The sequence below is a fragment of the Sphaerisporangium perillae genome (assembly GCF_023276435.1).
GTDB classification, from domain to species: Bacteria; Actinomycetota; Actinomycetes; order Streptosporangiales; family Streptosporangiaceae; genus Sphaerisporangium; species Sphaerisporangium perillae.
This window is the reverse complement of sequence record NZ_JALLPO010000001.1, coordinates 375,419-394,804: the sequence shown is the minus strand read 5'-3', so window position 1 is coordinate 394,804 and position 19,386 is coordinate 375,419. Positions and strand designations below refer to the sequence as shown.

At 68.2% G+C, this 19,386-nt stretch carries 20 protein-coding genes; 7 read left to right on the top strand and 13 right to left on the bottom strand.

Annotation, left to right across the window (positions count from 1 at the left end):
* Entirely contained in the window at nt 1–1,248 is a 1,248-nt protein-coding gene (locus MYF83_RS01840) for a cation:proton antiporter (protein WP_248958353.1), read from the top strand.
* A gap of 5 nt (nt 1,249–1,253) precedes the next feature.
* Nucleotides 1,254–1,790: a flavin reductase family protein gene (locus tag MYF83_RS01835; protein ID WP_248958352.1), complete on the top strand. Its 537-nt coding sequence runs from the start codon at nt 1,254–1,256 to the stop codon at nt 1,788–1,790.
* A 65-nt stretch (nt 1,791–1,855) separates the two neighbouring features.
* Here the strand turns inward: MYF83_RS01835 and MYF83_RS01830 are convergent, their stop codons facing one another.
* Complete coding sequence (locus MYF83_RS01830) at nt 1,856–2,599, bottom strand: thioesterase II family protein (protein WP_248958351.1); 744 nt, start codon at nt 2,597–2,599, stop codon at nt 1,856–1,858.
* A 122-nt stretch (nt 2,600–2,721) separates the two neighbouring features.
* Here MYF83_RS01830 and sbnA point away from each other — a divergent pair, with 122 nt between their 5' ends.
* Together sbnA and MYF83_RS01820 are read left to right on the top strand one after the other, a co-directional pair.
* Nucleotides 2,722–3,735, top strand: coding sequence for a 2,3-diaminopropionate biosynthesis protein SbnA (gene sbnA / locus MYF83_RS01825; RefSeq protein ID WP_248958350.1), 1,014 nt, complete (start codon nt 2,722–2,724; stop codon nt 3,733–3,735).
* 10 nt (nt 3,736–3,745) lie between these two features.
* Entirely contained in the window at nt 3,746–3,967 is a 222-nt protein-coding gene (locus MYF83_RS01820) for an MbtH family protein (protein ID WP_248958349.1), read from the top strand.
* Nucleotides 3,968–4,126: 159 nt separating this feature from the next.
* Here the strand turns inward: MYF83_RS01820 and MYF83_RS01815 are convergent, their stop codons facing one another.
* The 3 genes from MYF83_RS01815 to MYF83_RS01805 are packed head-to-tail and all read right to left on the bottom strand — an operon-like array spanning nt 4,127 to nt 6,525.
* A complete protein-coding gene (locus MYF83_RS01815) occupies nt 4,127–6,001 on the bottom strand; it encodes an AfsR/SARP family transcriptional regulator (RefSeq protein WP_248958348.1) in 1,875 nt (624 codons plus the stop codon).
* 24 nt (nt 6,002–6,025) lie between these two features.
* Entirely contained in the window at nt 6,026–6,277 is a 252-nt protein-coding gene (locus tag MYF83_RS01810) for a hypothetical protein (RefSeq protein ID WP_248958347.1), read from the bottom strand.
* Nucleotides 6,277–6,525 (bottom strand): hypothetical protein, encoded by a 249-nt coding sequence (locus MYF83_RS01805; protein ID WP_248958346.1) that lies wholly within the window; start codon nt 6,523–6,525, stop codon nt 6,277–6,279. Before MYF83_RS01805 ends, MYF83_RS01810 begins: the two co-directional genes overlap by 1 nt.
* 518 nt (nt 6,526–7,043) lie before the next feature.
* On the opposite strand from MYF83_RS01805, the gene MYF83_RS01800 reads away from it, so the two are divergent.
* Entirely contained in the window at nt 7,044–8,015 is a 972-nt protein-coding gene (locus MYF83_RS01800) for a helix-turn-helix domain-containing protein (RefSeq protein ID WP_248958345.1), read from the top strand.
* Between the two features lie 76 nt (nt 8,016–8,091).
* Here MYF83_RS01800 and MYF83_RS01795 read toward each other — a convergent pair whose 3' ends face one another.
* Nucleotides 8,092–8,832: a class I SAM-dependent methyltransferase gene (locus tag MYF83_RS01795; RefSeq protein WP_248958344.1), complete on the bottom strand. Its 741-nt coding sequence runs from the start codon at nt 8,830–8,832 to the stop codon at nt 8,092–8,094.
* A gap of 441 nt (nt 8,833–9,273) precedes the next feature.
* On the opposite strand from MYF83_RS01795, the gene MYF83_RS01790 reads away from it, so the two are divergent.
* Nucleotides 9,274–10,620 (top strand): cation:proton antiporter, encoded by a 1,347-nt coding sequence (locus tag MYF83_RS01790; RefSeq protein ID WP_248958343.1) that lies wholly within the window; start codon nt 9,274–9,276, stop codon nt 10,618–10,620.
* 143 nt (nt 10,621–10,763) lie between these two features.
* Here MYF83_RS01790 and MYF83_RS01785 read toward each other — a convergent pair whose 3' ends face one another.
* Nucleotides 10,764–11,678 (bottom strand): NmrA family NAD(P)-binding protein, encoded by a 915-nt coding sequence (locus tag MYF83_RS01785; RefSeq protein WP_248958342.1) that lies wholly within the window; start codon nt 11,676–11,678, stop codon nt 10,764–10,766.
* A 172-nt stretch (nt 11,679–11,850) separates the two neighbouring features.
* On the opposite strand from MYF83_RS01785, the gene MYF83_RS01780 reads away from it, so the two are divergent.
* Nucleotides 11,851–12,189, top strand: coding sequence for a winged helix-turn-helix transcriptional regulator (locus MYF83_RS01780; RefSeq protein WP_308201382.1), 339 nt, complete (start codon nt 11,851–11,853; stop codon nt 12,187–12,189).
* A gap of 121 nt (nt 12,190–12,310) precedes the next feature.
* Here MYF83_RS01780 and MYF83_RS01775 read toward each other — a convergent pair whose 3' ends face one another.
* From MYF83_RS01775 to MYF83_RS01745, 7 genes are read right to left on the bottom strand one after another with little or no spacing between them, the layout of a single operon-like run.
* On the bottom strand, nt 12,311–12,796 hold the full coding sequence (locus MYF83_RS01775) for a (2Fe-2S)-binding protein (protein WP_248958341.1): 486 nt from the start codon (nt 12,794–12,796) through the stop codon (nt 12,311–12,313).
* The gene (locus tag MYF83_RS01770) at nt 12,793–13,656 is read right to left on the bottom strand and encodes an FAD binding domain-containing protein (protein WP_248958340.1); all 864 of its coding nucleotides are present in this window, start codon (nt 13,654–13,656) and stop codon (nt 12,793–12,795) included. The genes MYF83_RS01775 and MYF83_RS01770 overlap by 4 nt, the downstream gene beginning before the upstream one ends.
* Nucleotides 13,653–15,953 (bottom strand): xanthine dehydrogenase family protein molybdopterin-binding subunit, encoded by a 2,301-nt coding sequence (locus MYF83_RS01765; protein ID WP_248958339.1) that lies wholly within the window; start codon nt 15,951–15,953, stop codon nt 13,653–13,655. Before MYF83_RS01765 ends, MYF83_RS01770 begins: the two co-directional genes overlap by 4 nt.
* On the bottom strand, nt 15,950–16,690 hold the full coding sequence (locus tag MYF83_RS01760; RefSeq protein WP_248958338.1) for an ABC transporter permease: 741 nt from the start codon (nt 16,688–16,690) through the stop codon (nt 15,950–15,952). Before MYF83_RS01760 ends, MYF83_RS01765 begins: the two co-directional genes overlap by 4 nt.
* Complete coding sequence (locus MYF83_RS01755; protein ID WP_248958337.1) at nt 16,687–17,517, bottom strand: ABC transporter permease; 831 nt, start codon at nt 17,515–17,517, stop codon at nt 16,687–16,689. The genes MYF83_RS01760 and MYF83_RS01755 overlap by 4 nt, the downstream gene beginning before the upstream one ends.
* Entirely contained in the window at nt 17,517–18,305 is a 789-nt protein-coding gene (locus tag MYF83_RS01750; protein ID WP_248958336.1) for an ABC transporter ATP-binding protein, read from the bottom strand. Before MYF83_RS01750 ends, MYF83_RS01755 begins: the two co-directional genes overlap by 1 nt.
* A gap of 20 nt (nt 18,306–18,325) precedes the next feature.
* Nucleotides 18,326–19,303 carry an ABC transporter substrate-binding protein gene (locus MYF83_RS01745; protein ID WP_248958335.1) on the bottom strand — a complete coding sequence of 326 codons (978 nt, stop codon included), beginning with the start codon at nt 19,301–19,303 and terminating at the stop codon, nt 18,326–18,328.
* Between the last annotated feature and the right edge of the window lie 83 nt (nt 19,304–19,386).

The window sequence follows — 19,386 nt, the reverse complement described above, 5'->3', positions numbered from 1 at the left end:
ATGGACGCGTTGCTCATACTCCCGGCGATCGCGGTCGCCGTGGTCCTGGGAGGCTGGGTCGCCAGACGGCTGAACCAGCCGGAAGTGGTCGTGGAGATCGCCCTCTGCCTGGCCCTCGGCGGGCTGCTGGCGGGCCGGCTGGGCTGGGGTGTCACCGAGTCGGCGGGGAAGGACATCCTGTACTGGCTCGGGCACCTGGGCCTCGCCCTGTTCCTCGTCGGGGTGGGACACCAGATGCGCGAGGGGTTCGGCCGGCGGTCCCTCCGCACCGTGGCGTGGCTGTCCGCGGGCTCGGTCATCGTCCCGCTCGCCGCGGGAGCGCTCTTCGCGGTGTGGGTGCTCGGCACCGGCGACCCGCTGCTGCGGGGCGGGGCGCCGACGCCGGCGTTCGTGCTGATGCTGGCGATCGCGCTGACGGTCACCGCGGTGCCGGTCCTGGCCGGCATCCTGCGCGACCGGGGCATCCAGCACACCGAGGACGGGCGGCTGGCCCTCATGAGCGCGGCCGGCATCGACGTCGTCACCGGGATACTGCTCGCGGTCGCCATCGGACTCATGAGGGGCGGTGACGGGCTCGTCACCATCCTGGTGGTCCTCGCCGGCGGCGCGGTCACCCTGCTGCTGCGCCGCCTGGCCGCGACCGAGGTGGTCAGTGCCCTGGCCGACCGTCATCGGGGCGTCCTGCTCGTCCTGGTGGCGGCGGCCGGGGTCGCCGCGGCCCTCGCCACCCAGCGGCTCGGCCTCACCGAGGTGTTCGGGGCGGTGATCGTCGGGCTGGCCCTGCCCGCGAGGTCCCGGTCCGGCGGGCCGAGCCCGTGGACCGAGACGGCGGAGACGCTGGGCCGCGTGGGCCGGGCGCTGCTGCCGGTCCTGTTCGTGGTCACCGGAACCGTCGTGGTGGCCGGCCCCGAGAGGGTCTTCTCGTGGCAGGCCACCGTGATCGCCACCGCGCTGGCGATCGCGGCGAAGCTGGGCGGCGCTTACGCGGGCGCGAGGTTGGGCGGGCGGTCCCCCGCCTCGGGCATGCGGCTGGCGGCCCTCATGAACACCCGTGGGCTGACCGAGATCGTGGTCCTGCAGGCTGGGTTCAGCGCCGGGATCCTGTCCCCCGCGCTGTACCTCGCGCTGCTGGTCATGGCACTGGTCACCACGGGGCTCAGCGGCCCGCTGCTGCTGGCGGCGGAGTGGTACGGCCGTACCGCCCGCGGCGCGGCCGTGAACCCGAACATCCGACTAGTCGAGCGGTGATCACGATGACCATGACTCCGGGAGGCGTACGAGAGGGCACCGACCATGCTCGCGAGAGCACCCCCGACAGCTTTCGCAGCTTCATGTCGGGCTTCCCGAGCGGGGTGGCGATCATCACGGCGACGGACCGCCAGGGCAGCCCGTGGGGCATGACCTGCTCGGCGCTGTGCAGCGCGACCACCGATCCGCCGACGCTGATCGTCGGGATACGCGCGGAGAGCCCGACGCTGAAGGCCCTGCTGGAGAGCCGCGCCTTCGCGGTGAACCTGCTGCACGAGAGGGCGAGGAACACAGCGGAGCTGTTCGCCTCGGGCGCGCCCGACCGCTTCGACGAGGTGCGGTGGGAGAGCCGTCCCGGCTACGGAGGGCCGCACCTGCTGGACGACGCGCACGCCGTGGCGGACTGCAGGGTCAGCGACAGCGTGCTGGTCGGCCGCCAGCGCATCGTGTTCGGCGAGCCGTTCCACATCTACGACCTGGCCGAGACCGAGCCCCTGCTCTACGGGCTGCGGCGGTACAGCCGCTGGGCCGTCGATTTCTGACCGCGCCGAGGCGCCGGCCGGGCGGAAAAGGCTGAAGTCGAGTGACTTCAGCCTTTTCCGCGCGGTCAGGACCTCGGCAGGGTCTCCCGGACGACGCCGAGCATCTCCGGGCAGTCGTGCACGAAGAAATGGTCGCCCCGGTAGGTGTGGAAATCGAAACCCGCGCCGGCGTGCGCGCGCCATTCCCGCACCTGGTCCGCGGGCGCGCTCGGGTCCTGCTCGCCGGCGAACGCGGTGATGGGAACCGGCAACAGGGCCCCCTCCCGCGCCGCGGAGGTCTCCGACAGCTCGAAATCGGCGCGAATGGTGGGAAGAAGCAGGTCGACCAGATCACGGTCCTCGAAGAACTCCGGCGGCGTGCCGTTCATCCGCCGCAATTCCTCGATGAAGTCCTCGTCCGGCAGGAGGTGATGGCGCCGCCCTTCGGGAATGGGCGCGGGGCCGCAACCGGACAGGTAGACGTGCAGCGGGAGGTCGTTCCCCTTCTCGCACAGCCGCAGCGCGAGCTCGAAGGCGATGAGCCCGCCCATGCTGTGCCCGTACAGCGCGAACGGCTTGGTCATGGTCGGCGCGAGACCGTCGATGAGCATGGGGAGCAGCTCCTCCAGCCGCGCCACGGGCTCCTCGCCGATGCGGTCCTCCCTGCCGGGCAGCACCACGGGGCACACCTCGACGCCGGGGCCGAGCGCATCGGCCCAGGAATCGAACATCCGGGTCCCGCCGCCGGCGTACGGTAGGCAGTAAAGGCGGACCGGGGCCGCCGGATTCTGCTGACGCCAGGAAATCCACCGCTGACTGGTCGTGGCCATCGAGCCCTCCTCTGGTCATTTTTCCATTGAAATGCTAGCAGCGGGGACGACGTTTCCGCTGCGCGGTGAAAAGGCTTTGATAACCACAAGAAATCGAGGCCGTATAGCCTTTTATCGTGCCGGTGATCAGCGATCCACTCCAGTACAACGCAGAAGACGTCTACGTCGATCTGCGGCCCACCTTCGGGCAATGCCTCTATCTCAAGTACGAAGGATTCAATTTCGGCGGTTCCATCAAGATGAAGGCGGCGGCCGAGATGGTCATGGCCGCCGAAGAGAGCGGGCGGCTCCTGCCGGGCTCGACGCTTGTGGAGTCCTCGTCGGGGAACCTCGGCCTGGCCCTGAGCATCATCGCGGCCAGCAGGGGTTACGGGTTCGTGTGCGTGACCGATGCCCGCTGCAACCCCACCGTGCGAAGCATGATGGAGCTGTACGGCACGCGGGTACATGTGATCACCACCCCTGACCCCGTCAGCGGCCTTCTCGGTGCCCGCATCGACTACGTCAAGAGCCTCTGCGCCGAGGACGACCGTTACGTATGGCTCAACCAGTACGACAACCCCAGCAACTGGATGGCCCACTACCGGCGTACCGCGCCGGCCATCGCCGCGGCCTTCCCCGACCTCGACGTGCTGTTCGTCGGCACGGGTACCACCGGGACCCTCATGGGATGCGCGCGCTACTTCCGCGAGCACTCCCCCAAGGTGACCGTGGTGGCGGTCGACGCCGTCGGCTCGGTCACCTTCGGCGGCCCCGCGACTCCGAGGATGATCCCGGGGGTGGGCACCAGCCTGCGCCCTCCCCTGCTCGACGAGTCCTACGTGGACGATGTCGTGCACGTGAGCGAGGCGGACACCATCCAGGCCTGCCACCGCATGGCCAGCAACGGGTTCCTCTTCGGAGGGTCGACGGGCACGGTGGTCAGCGGCGCGCTGCGGTGGCTGTCCGCCAACCCGCGCGACGAGGAGCGGACCGCGCTGACCATAGCCCCCGACCTGGGGGAACGCTACCTCGACTCCATCTACTCCGAGACCTGGCTGCACGACCACTACAGCGGCGAGGAGTGGGGGCCGCCCTGCTGGGACCTCCGCGAGATCGCCCACGACGTCCAGGCGCCACCCACGCCCAGCACCTGAGGAGACGACCATGACGACCAATCCCTTCGAGAACAACGACGGCACCTACCTCGTCCTGATCAACGATGAAGGGCAGCACTCCCTGTGGCCGTCCTTCATAGAGATCCCGGCCGGCTGGAACAGCGTGTTCGGCGAGGACGGCAGGCAGGCCTGCCTGGACTACATCGAGGCCAACTGGACCGACATGCGACCGAACAGCCTGATCCGGCTGATGGAGAAGGCCAACGCCTAGCGGACCGCGGGAGGGCTGGGCGCGGCCGTCGCGCCCAGCCCTTCCTTTCCTTGAGCTCCGCGAGTTCCCCGAGACTTCAGGACCTACCGAGACTGCCGACCTCCGAAGATGTTCCTCGGGACTCCGCGGACCGGCCCCGGCGTGCCGGCCGCCGAAGGCTCAGGCGAACTGGGCGCGGACCAGGGCCAGGCTCTTCACGCCGTCCCCCACGTCCTCCGTACGGCCCCTCTCCCGGGCATACTGCGCGAACAGGCCCGGCAGCCGGTACCGGCGGTATCCGTCCTGGCCTCGCGCGGCCACCTCCAGGAAGCCGGCCTCGTGGAGCTGTTCCATCAGGTCCTCGGCCTCGGCCGGCCCGCAGTCCAGCAGCGTGGCCGTCATCCGCGGTGTGACATCGCAGCTGCCGAGCGACCCCAGGCGGCGCAGCACCAGAGCCGCCCGAGGCGGCAGGTAGCGGTAGCTCGCGCCGATCTGGGCCCGGACGTCCCAGATGCCATGGCTGATCTCGTTCAGCCGCCGGTCGGGGTCCTCCAGCCTGGACAGCAGGTCCTTCACCGTCCAGTGGGTCCTGGCGGCCAGCCGTAGTGCGGCGCTCCAGAGGGCCAGCGGCATCCCGTCGCAGAGCTCGCCCAGCCGCTCCAGCGACTCCGGATCGTCGCGCGTGCGTTCCTCGCCGATGATGCCGCGCAGCAGGGCCGACGACTCGTCCGTCCTGAACGGCTTGAGGTGCAGCCGTACGCTGCCGTGCGAGTCGGGCAACGTGCGGCCGGTCATCAGCACGCAGCATGTTCCGCTGCCCGGCATCAGCGGGCGCGCCTGGGCGGCGTTCTGGACGTTGTCGATCACGACCAGCACCCTGCGGCCGTCCACCAGGCTGTTGTACAGCGAGGTCTGCTCGTCGAGCCGGACCGGGATCTCGGCGAGCGGCACGCCGAGGGCGTGCAGGAACCCGCTGAGCACGGCCGTCGCCTCGGCGGCAGGATGGTCGGGGTCCCACCCCCGGAGGTCGGCGAACAGCTGGCCGTCGGGGAAGTGGTCGGCGGCGCCGCGCGCCCAGTGCACCGCCAGCGCCGTCTTGCCGACGCCCACCTGGCCGGTGAGCACTCCCACGGGCAGCGAGCCGCCGCGGGCCCGCTGGTCGAGCAGCCGGTCGAGCGCCGTCAGCTCGGTCTGCCTGCCGGTGAACAGGGGCGCCGTGGGCGGGAGCTGCGCGGGCACGACCCTGGTCCACACGGAGGGGACGGGCTTGGCGGAGGCGAGCTTGGGATCGTCGCGGAAGATCGCCGTCTGCATGTCGCGCAGGATGGGCCCCGGCTCAAGCCCGAGGTCCTCGACGAGACGGCGGCGGCCCTCGTTGAATATCTCCAGCGCCTCGCTGCGCCGACCGGCACGATATTGCGCCAGCATCAGCAGCGCACGCGCGCGCTCCCGGAGCGGGTGCTCCCTGACCAGGGCCGCCAGCTCGGGAACCAGGTCGGTGTGCTGCCGTAGTTCCAGCTTGAGCGCGAGGGACTCCTCGTAGACGGCCAGGCGCGTCTCCTCGAGCCTGATCGCCTTTCCCTCGACGACCGCGCTCGGGACGCCGGCGAGCGCGGGGCCCCACCAGAGTTTCAACGCCTGGTCCAGCTTCGCGCTGGCCTCGGCGGTGCGCCCCTGTTGCAGGGCCGTCTGTCCCTCGTCCACCAGCCGCGAGAACTGCACGCCGTCGATGCCGCAACCGTCCGACACCAGCTTGTAGCCGGGAGAGACGGTGGCTATCACGTCGTGATAGCCGGCGGCGGCGAACATCTTGCGCAGGGCGGCGATGCAGATGGCCACCTGTGTCCGCCCGGTCGCGGGCGGGGAGCCGCCCCAGACGGCGTCGACGAGGTGGTCCACGGAGACCACGCAGTCGGACGCCAGCAACAACATGGCCAGTACGACGCGCTGGCGAGGGCTGCCTATCCGCAGGCGCCGGCCGTCCGCCTGCACCTCCAGTGGACCGAGATAACGAAAGCCGAGTGACGGAAGAGAGGTTTCGGACAGCTCACTCACGAGACCACCTTCAAAGTTCGTGAATTAGACGATTCTCCAGAACTGGAGCTCGGGTGTGCTGGCGATCGTGGTCTCGACCAGTCGTCTGAGACGGGCGTCGGCCTCCTCGGCCGTGGCCACCCGGAAAAAGGCGAAGATGTCCAGCCCCTGCGGGCCGGCTCGAACCTGGATGTGTTCGAGACCGGCCCCGCTGTCGGCGTTGCGCCGCACCAGCTCACGCCACATCTCCGCATCGCACGAGACCAGCGGTGCGACCCGCAGAGTAGACATCCGCATCAGACGCTCGTCGACGAGGAAGGCGGTGCGCCCCCCCAGCCACGGCTGTCAGCCTGGACGCTCGCCGGAATGTCGCCCCACCCGAATCCGCTTTCGTCGAGCACGAAGGCCAGCTGCTCGCCCCATCCGAAGCCCTTGTCCGGGCCGGAGACGTCTTGGTTGACACAGAATACGACGACTCCGAAAAGTGCAAACGGAACAATTACGACAGAAACGAGGCGCTTGCCGATCTTCACGAGGTTAGTCATGCTTCTTACACTCTCCTTCGTGTAGGACTCTTCGACCGCCCACCCCTTGCGCACTACATTCCCGGGCGGCTGAAACAAGAATGCTTCGCAAGCCCCGTGCTGTCATCGGTTTCGCCTTGGCGCGAGGCCGCCTGGCGGCCTTCCGCCAACCGCGCCGGAGCGCTGCGTGATAGCGGCCTGTAGTCCCGGCCTCCAAGGTCGACGCGCCGACGACGTGCTCCTGAGCACGCCTTCACAAGAGGAACTACGCACCGTAAGCGAGGAGGGGATTTCGGCTGACCTTGCTAGACAATGGTGACATGATCTATATTGGCGGACCGGGGATGGAAGGAAGATCTACGGGGTGAACCAGCAGCAATAGATACTGTCATGCGCAGCGTTACCACCTGTCAACGATAGTCACCCTGCGCGATCTGCATTGCATTTTAAAATTGAACTAACCGCCACCATCTCCCGGGTTAACAGTGGGTCATTGAAAGGCGCAGGAGGCGCCGGTTTCACTGTGCAGGGAGGTATCAGTGCTGAGTGCGCTGGGGCTATCCGTACGGGACGAAGCGATCTACCGCACCATGTTGAGCCACCCGGAGTTCGGCGTGGCCGACATCGCCGCGCACCTGGACTTGACGAACGACGACGTCCGCGAGGCCCTCAACACCCTCATCGACCTCGCGCTGGTCCGCTCCACCATCGACGAGGACACTGTGCGGGCCGTGCGCCCGCAGGCGGGCCTGACGGCGCTGCTGGCCCGGGTCGAGGCCGAACTCGGCACCCGCCAGCAGCAACTCGAGGGAGCCCGCGCCTCGATCGCCTCGATAGCGGCGGCGTACGCCGAGCAGGAGCAGCACGAGGAGGGCCGCCGGCTCACCGGGCTCGACTCGGTGCGCGACCGGCTCACCGAGCTGTCCCACAGCGCCCAGATCGAATGCGTGTCACTGAGCCCCGGCGGCGCGCAGAATCCAAGCACCATCGAGTCGGAGAAGCCGCTCAACCAGGTCGCGCTCGCCCGAGGGGTGAAGATCCGCACGGTGTACCTGGACAGCATCCGGAACGACCCGGTCACCCTGTCCTACGCCCGCTCGATGGTGGCCCTCGGAGAGGAGTGCCGGACGGTCCCGAACCTGCCCATGCGGCTGGTCATCGTCGACCGCGAGATCGCGCTGGTCCCCCTCGACCCCATCGATCCCACTCTGGGCGCCCTCGAGATGCACAGCCGGGGAGTGGTCACCGGCCTGTACGCCCTGTTCGAACAGGTGTGGTCGACGGGCACCCCCATCACCGAGCCGCCCTCGCGCAACGAGCACGGCCTCACGCCGCAGGAGCACAGTCTCCTGCGGCTCCTCGCCGACGGCCACACCGACGAGTCGGCGGCCCGGAGCCTCGCGATCTCGCTGCGGAGCGTCCAGCGCATGATGAACGCCCTGACCGAGCGGCTCAACGCGGTCAGCCGCTTCCAGGCCGGCACCGAGGCCACCCGGCGGGGATGGGTCTGACTGAGGCCTCCGCGCGTGAAGCAGGAAACCTCCCCCGTGAGGGCGAGAATCCCCCGCCCTCAGGTGGGAGAGGAAGTCAATTCATGTAGAAGCACAGCATCGGGTCGTTGCGGCCCGAGTGCACCGCCTCGCTGAGGTCGAGGGTCTCCTTCAGCGCGAACAGGCTCTGGTTGACCTGCGGGGCCGCGGCGCGTGAGGCGGTGAAGTACTCGATGCCGCGGTCGGCCAGCCACGAGAGCACGACCCGGCCCTCGCTGAACGGCCATGGCCGCCGGGTGTGGAAGACGTCGTGCACGCTGACGGGCACGCCGGGCGGGACGGTGGGGAACAGCTCGTTCACGTACCAGCGCGCGAAGTTCCTCGTGTGCGCGGCGTCGACGAACAGATAGTCGATCTCGTGGTCGTGGCCGGCGAGCTTCTCGCGCGCGTCGCCGTGCACGAACGTCCAGCGATCGGCGGCGAGCTCCTCCGGCACGTTGTTCCGGGCGTTGTCGACCAGGTCGTAGGTGTACAGGTGCCCGGTCCCGTTGTCCCGCAGAGCGCGCAGCAGCCAGGTGGTCGACCAGCCGTCGAGCGAGCCGATCTCCACCACCACTTCGGGACGGTGCTCGCGCACCATCAGATAGGTGATCTCCGCCTCGAGATCGTCCAGCTTCGTGGCGGCGTCCGGATTCGCGGCGCGGAGTTTCTGCTGCTCGCCGCGTACGGTCCGCAGGTCCTCGGCGTATTTCCGATAGAGGTCGATGACGAAGCCGAGATTCAGCTCGGACGCGTCCGCACCCGAGCCTTCCAGGCTTTCGACAGATGTTCCGTTCAAGTGAGGCCTCCTCGTACTCCGGACCCGCGCCGGCCGGCGAAATTGCGACGGTGAAGTCTCCGTCGCCCTCACCGGGCCGGCCCGCCGCCTTCGATCTCTCGGATCCGGAATCTATAGGAGCCGGTTTTCATTTCGTTATGACCACTGTTTCGCCTCCACCCGCAAGGAGGCCGGCGTTGACCACGCGCGCATCCAGTGACCATCCGTGCCGGCTCCACGGTGCCTCCACCTGCACGTGGCCGGAGCCGCGCGGGTCACCGCGCGTGCTCATCCGCATCGTTTTCGTCCGCGACGCGCGTTCTCCGCCGCATCCCCGCTTCCCCGCGGCTTGCCGGACACCGTGGGCGTACTGAACGACCTCACCGCTGCGACTCATCTACAAGTTGACTCCAAGCGGCCAACGGTAGATTTTTTATGAATTACTTACCCTTAAGGGGGATGATGCTCGTCTCGCTGGGTGCTCCCGTAGCGCCGATCGCTGCCCACAGTCTGCTTGTCTTCCTGCTCCAGGTCGGTCTGCTGCTCCTGCTGGCACTGGCCCTCGGCCGACTCGCCACCCGGTTCGGCATGCCCGCCGTCGTCGGCGAGCTGTTCGTCGGCGTGGTCCTCGGCCCCTCCTTCCTGGCGCACGTCGCACCGGACGTGCAGGGCTGGTTGTTCCCTGCCAACCCCGAGCAGTTCCACCTGCTCGACGCCATCGGTCAGATCGGCGTGCTGCTGCTGGTCGGCCTCACCGGCATCCACATGGACATGGGCCTGGTCCGCCGTCGCGGCGCCACGGCCGCCGGGGTCAGCATCGGTGGCCTCATCGTCCCGCTCGGCTTCGGCATCGGCGCCGGCTTCCTGCTGCCCAAGACGTTGATCCCGGATGGCACCGACACCACCGTCTTCGCGCTGTTCCTGGGCGTGGCGATGTGCGTCAGCGCGATCCCGGTCATCGCCAAGACCCTCATGGACATGAAGCTGCTGCACCGCAACATCGGCCAGCTCACACTGACCGCCGGCATGATCGACGACGCCTTCGGCTGGTTCATGCTGTCGATCGTGAGCGCGATGGCCGTGAACTCGGTGTCCACCGGCACCGTGCTGACCTCGTTCGCCTACCTGGTCGCCATCGCCGTGTTCGCGCTCACGCTCGGCCGCCCGCTGGTCAGGGGCGCGCTGCGGCTCACCGATAAAGCGAACGAACCCGGACCGACCGTCGCCACCGCGGCCGTGCTCATCCTTCTCTCCGCGGCAGGGACCCACGCCCTGGGCCTTGAGGCGGTCTTCGGCGCGTTCGTCTGCGGCATCCTCATCGGCAGCGCGGGCAGGATCGACCCGTCCAAGCTCGCCCCGCTTCGTACGGTCGTGCTGTCAGGGTTCGCGCCGATCTTCTTCGCCACCGCCGGCCTGCGGATGGACCTGACCGCACTGGTCAAGCCCGAAGTGCTGTTCGCCGGGCTCGCCATACTGGCCATCGCGATCATCGGCAAATTCCTCGGTGCCTACGCCGGGGCGCGGCTGAGCAGGCTCAGCAGATGGGAGGCGCTCGCGCTCGGCGCCGGGCTCAACGCCCGCGGCGTGATCGAGGTCGTGGTCGCCATGGTCGGCCTGCGGCTGGGCATCCTCAGCGTCGAGGCGTACACCATCGTGGTGCTCGTCGCGATCGTGACCTCACTGATGGCCCCGCCGATCCTGCGGATCGCCATGGCCAGGGTGGAGCAGACCGCCGAGGAGAAGATCCGCGAGTCCGAGCACCAAGCCTGGACCAGGCAGCCGGTAGGCGAGGCCGAGCCGATCCTGTGACCCTCCACGCCTCACCCACTGAGTACGGGGGCCCATCCCACAGGGATGGCCCCCGTCACTACGTGCGTTGAGGCATCCCCACCCGGGCCACCCAGCGCTCCGATCCGCCATCTCCCGCAGGCCCTCACCGCGACCAGACCGCACTAGCGACCTTTGGTCGCAGGGGCCCTCCCGGTAGCCATCGCGGCAGCCTCAACGGCCTTGACGATGGGGTCGTGGACGGGCCGGGGCTCGGTCGGCAGGAGAGTGGTCAGGTCGGTGTCGTGGGCTTCGAGAAGACCGGCGTTGGCGTTGGAGAACATCGAGATCGCGTGGGTGACCTGGTAGGACTCCATGCCGATGCCCGCCAGTGCCTCGCGTGTGTCGTAGAGGGAGACGGTCTGGTATTCGACGGTGCGGCCGAGTGCTCTGGTGAGCACCTCGGCGAGGTCGTGCCCGCTGATCGCGGTGACGCCCTCGAGTTCGTAGGTCTTGTGCGCGTGGCGGCTGCGGCCGTCTGCTTCGAGGTCACGCTGGGTCTCGGCCGCCACGCGTACGGCCACGTCCGCGAGGTCCTCCTTGGCCACGACCGACATCCTGCCATCGCCGAGGGGGGCCGCGAAGACACCGGTGGCGGCGGCTGATTCGGCTCCCACCATGGCGAAACCGGCCGGTATCTCGCTGTACAGTCCATTGCGCAGGATGGTCACGTCGAACGGGGCGGCGGCCAGGCGGGCCTCTGTCCAGCGGTGCGGGAGCGCGATGCTCATCAGATCACCCGAGCCTGCCAGGCTGGTGTAGATCACATGCCGAACACCCGCTGCGGTGGCCGCGTCGGTCACGGCCCCGTGGCGAGCGAGCACCACGTCGTCCTCGGCGTACCCGGCCGAGATGAACACCAGCACATCGACGCCTTTGAAACCCTCGGCCAGGGTCGCCGGGTCGTCGAAGTCGATCCGCCGCGCGGTCGTTCCGTCGCCGGAGCGGGTGCCCGCCACCACCTCCAGGCCGTCGACCGCGGACAGGCCTCCGAGAACCAGGCCGCCGAGCGCTCCGGTAACACCGGTAACGAGAATCATCGGGATGTTCCTTGCGTTGATTTGATTTGGAAACAAGGCCGAGCATCCCCGCAAGTCGGCGGGGCCGTAAGGAGGCACTCTCGTGTCAGTCACGAACACGCCCGTAACTTCCCAGGTCAGCGGGCCTATTCCCGCAGGGCCGTGTGGCGGTGACGACTGCGGTATCCGAGACGTGCTCGACCGGCTCGGCGACCGGTGGACCGTGCTGGTGATCGTGGAACTGTCGAAGGGCACACGCCGGTTCCGCGAGTTGGAGCGAGCGATTCCGGGGATCTCACAGCGGATGCTGACGCTGACCACGAAGCGCCTCTGCCGGGACGGGCTCGTCGAACGGAACGCCTATCCGACCATCCCACCGCAGGTGGACTATCGCCTCACGGAGATGGGACGCAGCCTCGCCGGCGCCATCTTCGGCCTGGCCGACTGGTCCCGTGACAACAAGAACGCCATTGCCGCCGCCCGCAGCAGCTGGGACGCCGATCACCCCGGCACCGAGCGGGCCATCCAGTAGTGATGGGCCGCCAGGCCAGGTCGTTCGCCAACTTTGCCCGTGACCACGCGGCTCATCTCCGAGCGGGCTAACAGGACGTCGGTGACGGCGGCCGGGAACACCTGGTGTCCGGGTGGCTGATTCAACCGGTGATGTGGTCGTGCGCCTCGGCGTCCAGCACTGCCTGGACGATGCCTTGGTATCCGGTGCACCGGCATGTGTTGCCCGACAGGGTTTCCCGGACGTAGTCGGCGGTCAACGGCTTCGGGCGGGAGTCGTTCTGGATCATCTCCGTTGCCGTGACGAGGAAACCCGGCGTGCAGAAGCCGCATTGCAGGCCGTGGCGGCGGCTGAACGCGGCACGCAACCGGTCGGCGAGTGGCCCGGTCAGGCCTTCGACCGTCGTGATCGAACAGCCGTCGACTTGCACGGCCAGGGTTATGCAGGCGCGCACGCTTCGTTCGTCCACCAGGACTGTGCAGGCCCCGCACACGCCATGTTCGCAACCGAGGTGGGTGCCGGTCAGGCCGAGGCGATCGCGTAGGAAGTCCGCCAGCGTCAGGCGGGCGGGCACGGTCGCCTCGATCTGCTTGTCGTTGACAGCTAAGCGGATGACATGGTCGGTCATTGTCGTTCCTCCCGAGCACGGCCGTGGGCCAGGATGAGACTGGTGCTGAGCGCGTCCGCGGCGACGGCGCGCACGTAGTCGGGGTCCTCGACCGGTTCTGCCGCGCGCACCCAGGAGCGAGCGATCCGGGACCATGCCTCGGGCGAGGGTGACTCGCCGACGACATCCGCTTCCACGCTGACCAGCAAGGGGCGGTCCGCGGCGTGCAGAAGACCCGCACGGACACTGGTGACTCTGCCCTGCTCGTCGGTGGTGACCAACGCGCCGGCCCCGGCGATGCCGTATTCCCCGTGCCGCTGGGCGTGTTCGGTGAATCCCCAGCCGTGACCGGGGGGTTGGACCGGCATGCGTATCCAGGTGAGCAGCTCGTCGGCTTCGACGTCGGCTGTGTAGTACGACAGGAAGAAGTCCTCGGCACGCACCTCGCGACGGCCGCGGTCACGGGATTCCAGATGGATGGTCGCGTCGCTGACAAGTGCGACGAGCGGGAGCTCCCCCGACGGGTCGGCGTAGGCGAGGGCTCCGCCGAGCGTCCCCCGGTTGCGGATGGCCACGTGCCCGGTGTGCCGTACGGCATCGGCGGCGAGCGGGAGGCGATGCGTGAGCAACGGATCCGTCTCCAACGTCCGGTGCCGGACGAGCGCGCCGAGGATCATCGAGTCGCCATCGTCGAACGTGCGCGCGAGCTCGGCCAGGCCCATGATGTCCACCAGCAGACGTGGCCTGGCCAGGCGCAGGTTCATCATCGTGATCAGGCTCTGCCCACCGGCGATAACCCGGGCGTCCTCGGCGTCCGCGAGCAGGTCCAGAACCTGCGCGACGGACTCCGCGCGGACGTAGTCGACTGCTGCGGGCTTCATGTGGCCTCAAGGGCGGTCTTGATTGTTCGAGGGGCGATGGGGGTCGCGGTGACGTGCGTGCAGCCGGTCGCCGCGTCGATCGCGGCGGCCACAGCCGCGGCGACCGCGATGGTGCCGCTTTCCCCCGCGCCGCGCACCCCAAGCGGATTGTCCGTGGGCACGCCGAGATGCCGGATCAGCACCTCCGGAACCTCGTTTGAGCCCGGCAGACCGTATTCGGCGAACGTCGTCGACCGCGGGCTGCCATCGGCCCCATAGCGGAACTCCTCGTACAACGTCCCTCCGACTCCCTGTGCCACACCGCCGAGCACTTGGCCTTCCACGACGAGCGGGTTGATCTCGACTCCCCCTTCGTGGGCCACCGCATAACGCAGCACCCGCACGATCCCCGTCCCCGGATGCACACCGACCACAGTGGCGTGGGCGCCCATGGTCCACGTCACCGTGTCGCAGCGGTACATGCTCGCCGCGTACAGCGGCGGCTCGCCTTCCAGCGCTTTTCCTGGCGCACCGAGCTGCGCGAGTTCGCGCCAGCCGACCGGATCACGGCCAGGCGCTTGGAAGATCCCTTCGCGGTAGCCGACCTCGGCCAGATCCGCGCCGGTCGCTTGGGCGAACCGGCGCCTGCCGTTGTCCACGAGCAGCGCGGCCGTCTGAGCGATCGCATTGCCTGCCAGCACGGCGGATCGGCTGCCGAAGCTCCCGATTCCGTGCGCGAGTGATCCGGTGTCGGTGGGCAACACCCGGACCGCCTCCATGGGCAGGCCGAGGCTTTGTGCGGCGACCTGCGCGAAGCTGGTCTCATGGCCTTGTCCGGCCGATGCCGCGCCCGTCATCACCTCGATCCGGCCTTGCGGCGTGACGCTGATCTTCGCGGCCTCATAAGGACCGCGCCCGGTCGCCTCCAAGTAGCAGCCGACGCCGTGGCCGATCAGCAGCTCCGGATGCGCGGCTTGTTCCTGCGCCACCACGCTGGTGGGCAACAGTTCCAAGGCGGCGTCCAGGCACGCCCGGTAGTCGCCGCCGTCGTAGACGATCGGCACCCCGTCCCGGTACGGCAACGGCTGCGGATACGGCATGTCCTGCGCGGTCAACAGGTTCCGCCGCCGGATCTCGACGTTCGTGAGCCCCAGCCGGCGCGCCGCGGCATCGAGGCTGCGTTCAAGCACGAACGACGCTTCGGGCCGGCCGGCACCGCGGTACTGCGCGACGATCGCCTTGTTGGTGAAGATCCCTTTCCCGCTGACCCGCGCGGCGGGCACGCGGTACGGCCCGAGGATGTGGATCGCGGTGTTCGCGATGATCCCGGCGACCCACAGGCTGCCCGCGCCGATGTTGACCAGAAAGTCGTCCTCCAGCGCGAGGATCCGGCCGTCGGCGTCCACCGACAGCACGCAGCGGTGGACCTGGTCCCGCCCTTGGGCGGCGGCGGTCAGGTGTTCATGGCGGTCCTCGACCCACACCACGTCCCGGCCGGTCAGCCGCGCCAGCAGCGGCACCAGGACTTCCTCGGGGTACACGTTGGCCTTGGTGCCGAAGCCGCCGCCGACGTCAGGGACATGCACCCGTACCGCGTCCGTCGTCCATCCGGTGGCGGCACAGATCCCGCGCCGGACCATGTGCGGGATCTGGGTGGAGGTCCACACGTCCACCTCGCCCGTGCGATGGTCGATCCGGGTGAGCACCCCGCGGCATTCCAACGGCACAGCGCCATGCCGACCGATCCGGTACGTCTCGGCCACGGTCACCGCGGCTTGGGCGCGAGCCGAATCCGGGTCGCCGAAGGTATAGGACAGCGAAGCGGCTTCGTTGCTGGAAAGCTGTTCGTGCAGCACGGGCGCGTCGGCGTCGAGCGCGTCTTCCATCTCGACAACGACCGGCAACGCGGCGTAACCGACGTTCACGAGTTCCGCCGCGTCCTCGGCGAGATACCGGTCCGAAGCAACGACGGCCGCCACGATCTGACCGACATAGTGCACACGCCGGTCGGCCATGAGCGCCAGCCGTTGATCAGCCATGGCGAAAGCAGTGGCCGCGACGAACTCCGGATGGGGCTCGTGCAACGGCGCGATGTAATTGTCACGCAAGCCGAGTTGGTCGGCGGTGAAGACACCGACGACACCCGGCATGTCCTGCGCGGCGGAGACGTCGATATGCCGCAGTTCGCCGTGGGCGATGTCCGAACGGACGAACATTACGTGATATGCGCCCTGCGCCTGGTCAGCGAGAAACGACCCTTTGCCGGCAAGGAGACGCTCGTCCTCCCTGCGCGGCACGGACGTGCCGATGAGAGTCACCGGACGCGCCGTTCCAGCCGCCACAGCAGCACCGACATCGTGAAGGCGACCAGGATCAGCAGCAAGATCGTGCTGACCATCTGCGCGTATTCACCGTGGCTGTAGGCCTGCAGCACCACACGGCCCAGCCCGAAGCGGGTGGCGAAGAACTCCGAAAGCACCACGCCCACCACCGCCAGGCTGATCGCGAGCCGGACACCGGTCAGCAGCGGAAGCCGGATCGCCGGCAGCAGGATGTGCACGAACAGTTGCCATTTGGAGGCCTGCACGGTCCGGCCGAGCTTCCAGTACACCGGCGGGATAGTGCGCACGCCCACCGCGACGTTGATCAGCACCGGGAACAGCGCGAAGAGCACGCCCATCACGATCTTGGAGCCGCCCAGGCTGAAAATGGGCAGCAGCACCGGGTACAGCACGATCTTCGGCACGCCGTTGAAGGCGATCAGCAGTGGCTCCAGCCAGGTGCGGGCCGCGGCCGACAACCCGAGCAGCAGTCCGATCGCACCACCGAGCACGGTTCCGATGACGAACGCCTGCGCGACTGCCTGCGCCGTCTCCCCTATGTCACTCAGGTACCTAGGGTCGGCGAAGTTCTGCACGAACGCCTCCGCCGTGGCCGCAGGCGACGGGATGACGAAGCTGAGGCCTGACGAGACCTGCCAGATCGCCGACGCCACCAAGGCCACAACCGCGGCGCCGGCGAATTGTGACTCACGAAGCTTGGTGAGCCTGGTCATCGACGCCCCCTCAGCAGCACTCGCTCGACCAGCGCCATCAGGACGGTCAGCACGACCGACAGGATCAGCACGACGAGGATGTAGGCGAACATGGTCTTGTTGTCGAAAGTCTCGTACAGGTACCGGATGCGGTAGCCCAAGCCGTTCTGCGCGGTGGTGAACTCCATCGCGATCGACCCGATCAACGCGTACACCACAGCCATCCGCATCCCGGCCACAATCATCGGCGCCGCCGCCGGGATGGCGATGCTGAACAGCGTCTGCCTGGCGTTGCACTGCAGCGTCCTGGCCAGTTTGAGGTGTACCGGCCGGATGCCCTGCAGGCCGGTGCGGGTGTTGAGCGCCAGCGGAATAGCCGCCATGACCGACGACAGGATGATGATCGACCCGGCGTTGATGCCGACCAGAACGATCATCATCGGGTAGAACAACACCAGCGGCACGGCGTAGAACGACACCAGATACGGCTCGAACACCCGGCCCAGCAACGGAAGTTTCCAGAACACGATGCCCGCGCCGAAACCGAGGGCACAACCGGCCGCAATGGACGCCCCGATCTCCAGGCAGGTCCGGCCGAAGTCGCTCCAGAACGCGCCGGTGCCCAGCAACCCAAGGGTGCTGCCGACCACGTCGGTCGGCACCGGCAGGCCCGTCTGCCTCAGTGCGCCGGTCGCCACACCGATTTGGACAAGTACGAACAGCACGGCGAGCAGCACCGCACTCGCCGCCGCACTGCGAACACCCTGGGAGGGACGCCATCGAGCACGCCGCGGCCGGGTCAGGTGCTTGGCAGGCACCTCCTGCCTTGGCTCGATCCGCACCGCCATCACGCCGTCTCCACGTCCTGGAACCCGCGCATGGATTCCTTCTGCAGCGAGGCCCAGACCCGGTTGTGCAGTTCGTTGAACCGCGGGGAGGACACGATCGAGGCGTCGCGCTCGTCCGGCAGGTCGATGTCGATCACGTCGATGACGTGGCCCGGCCGGTAGGACATCACCCAGATCTGCTGGCTGAGCAGAATCGCCTCGGAGATGTCGTGGGTGACGAACAGGACTGTCTGATGTGTCTGCTCCCAGATCCGGCGCACCTCGGCGCCCAGGAAGATCCGGGTCTGCTGGTCCAGCGCGGCGAACGGCTCGTCCATCAGCACCACCCCGGGCTGCAGCGCGAGGGTACGGGCGAGCGCCACACGCTGGCGCATGCCGCCGGACAACGTCGCCGGGTAGGAGTGCTCGAACCCTTTCAGTCCGACGAGTTCGATGGCCGCAGCCGCCTTGGCCGCACGCTCACCTTTGGACACGCCTGCCATCTGCATGGCGAACTCGACGTTCTCCCTGACGTTTCGCCACGGCAGCGTGGAGTCCTCTTGGAACACCACGCCGATGTCACGGTCCGGCCCGGTAACGCGCCGCCCGTTGACGTCCACGCTGCCGGAGGTGGCCGGCTGCAGGCCGGCGATCACCGCGAGCAGTGTGGACTTCCCGCAGCCGCTGGGACCGACGATGGACACGAAGCTGCGGGGCGGCACCTGCTGGGTGACACCGTCCACCGCGATGGTGATGCCACTGGGATGGTCGAAGTGGACGTGTACGTCGTTGAGGTGGATACCTTGCATGAGAACCCCTTGTCTTCTCGTCAGAGGGCGGCGCGGGCGTTCTCCGGCAGGTACTGCTGGTCCATCGTCTTGGCCCAGTCGACCGGTTCGGTGAGCTGACCGGCGGCGACCATCAGCGTGGACAGGTTGTTCAGCGCCTGGGCGTCGACTTTCAGCGAATAGGCTTTGGCCAGCTCCGGCGTGTCCTTCAGAGCCTGCGCCATGACCTCCGGCGACACCTTCACCAGCGGGGCCAGCGTCTTGGCCGCCTCGTCGGTGTTGTCCACGACCCACTTGTTGAGGCGTTCGGCCACCGTGAAGAAAGCCTTGATGTTGTCCGGGTTGTCGGCCGCGTAGCCGGTGTTCACCGCCACCAGGTCCGCGGGTGTGTCACCCAGCTGATCGCGGGCCGCGACCAGGACCTTGGCGCCTTCCTTGACCTGCTTGTCGGTGACGAACGGGTGCATCGCCCAGCCTGCGGTGACCTGGCCGGCCTTGGCCGCCGTCCAGTTGTCGCCCATGGTGCCCACAGCCTGTGACGTCGTGCCGAGCTTCTTCTCCAGGCCCTTGACCAGCAACTCGGTGGACGAACCGGCCGAGGAGAACCCGAGTTTCGCGCCGGTGGCCGAGCGGCCGGGCGGCGCGATCCAGTAGAAGTCGTTGACCTGGAACCACGGCGCGACGATCTTCAGGTTCGACCCGCCCTGCCGGGCGGCCAGCAGCACCGACGTGTTGCCCGCGATGGCCATGTCCGCGTCGCCGGTGGTCACCACGCGCAGCGTGTTGCCGCCGCCACCGCCGTTGTAGAGGTCGACGTCCAGACCGGCTTCCTTGAACCAGCCCTTGTCGATGCCCACCTGGAGGATCGCCATGAACGGCAGGCTGTCGGTGCCGGTCGCGGAGATGCTCAGCTTGGTGGTGGTACCGCCCGATCCGGAGTTGCTGCCCCCGCAGCCGGTGAGCAGCAATGGGAAAACCGCCAGTCCGGCCGCTAGGGAAACGAGACGGGGGTGGCGCATGAGGACCTCCTAGGCACGGCGAGATTTAATAAAGTAGACGTTCCTACTCTGGAATGCGACATACCGCACGTAACGAGCAGGTA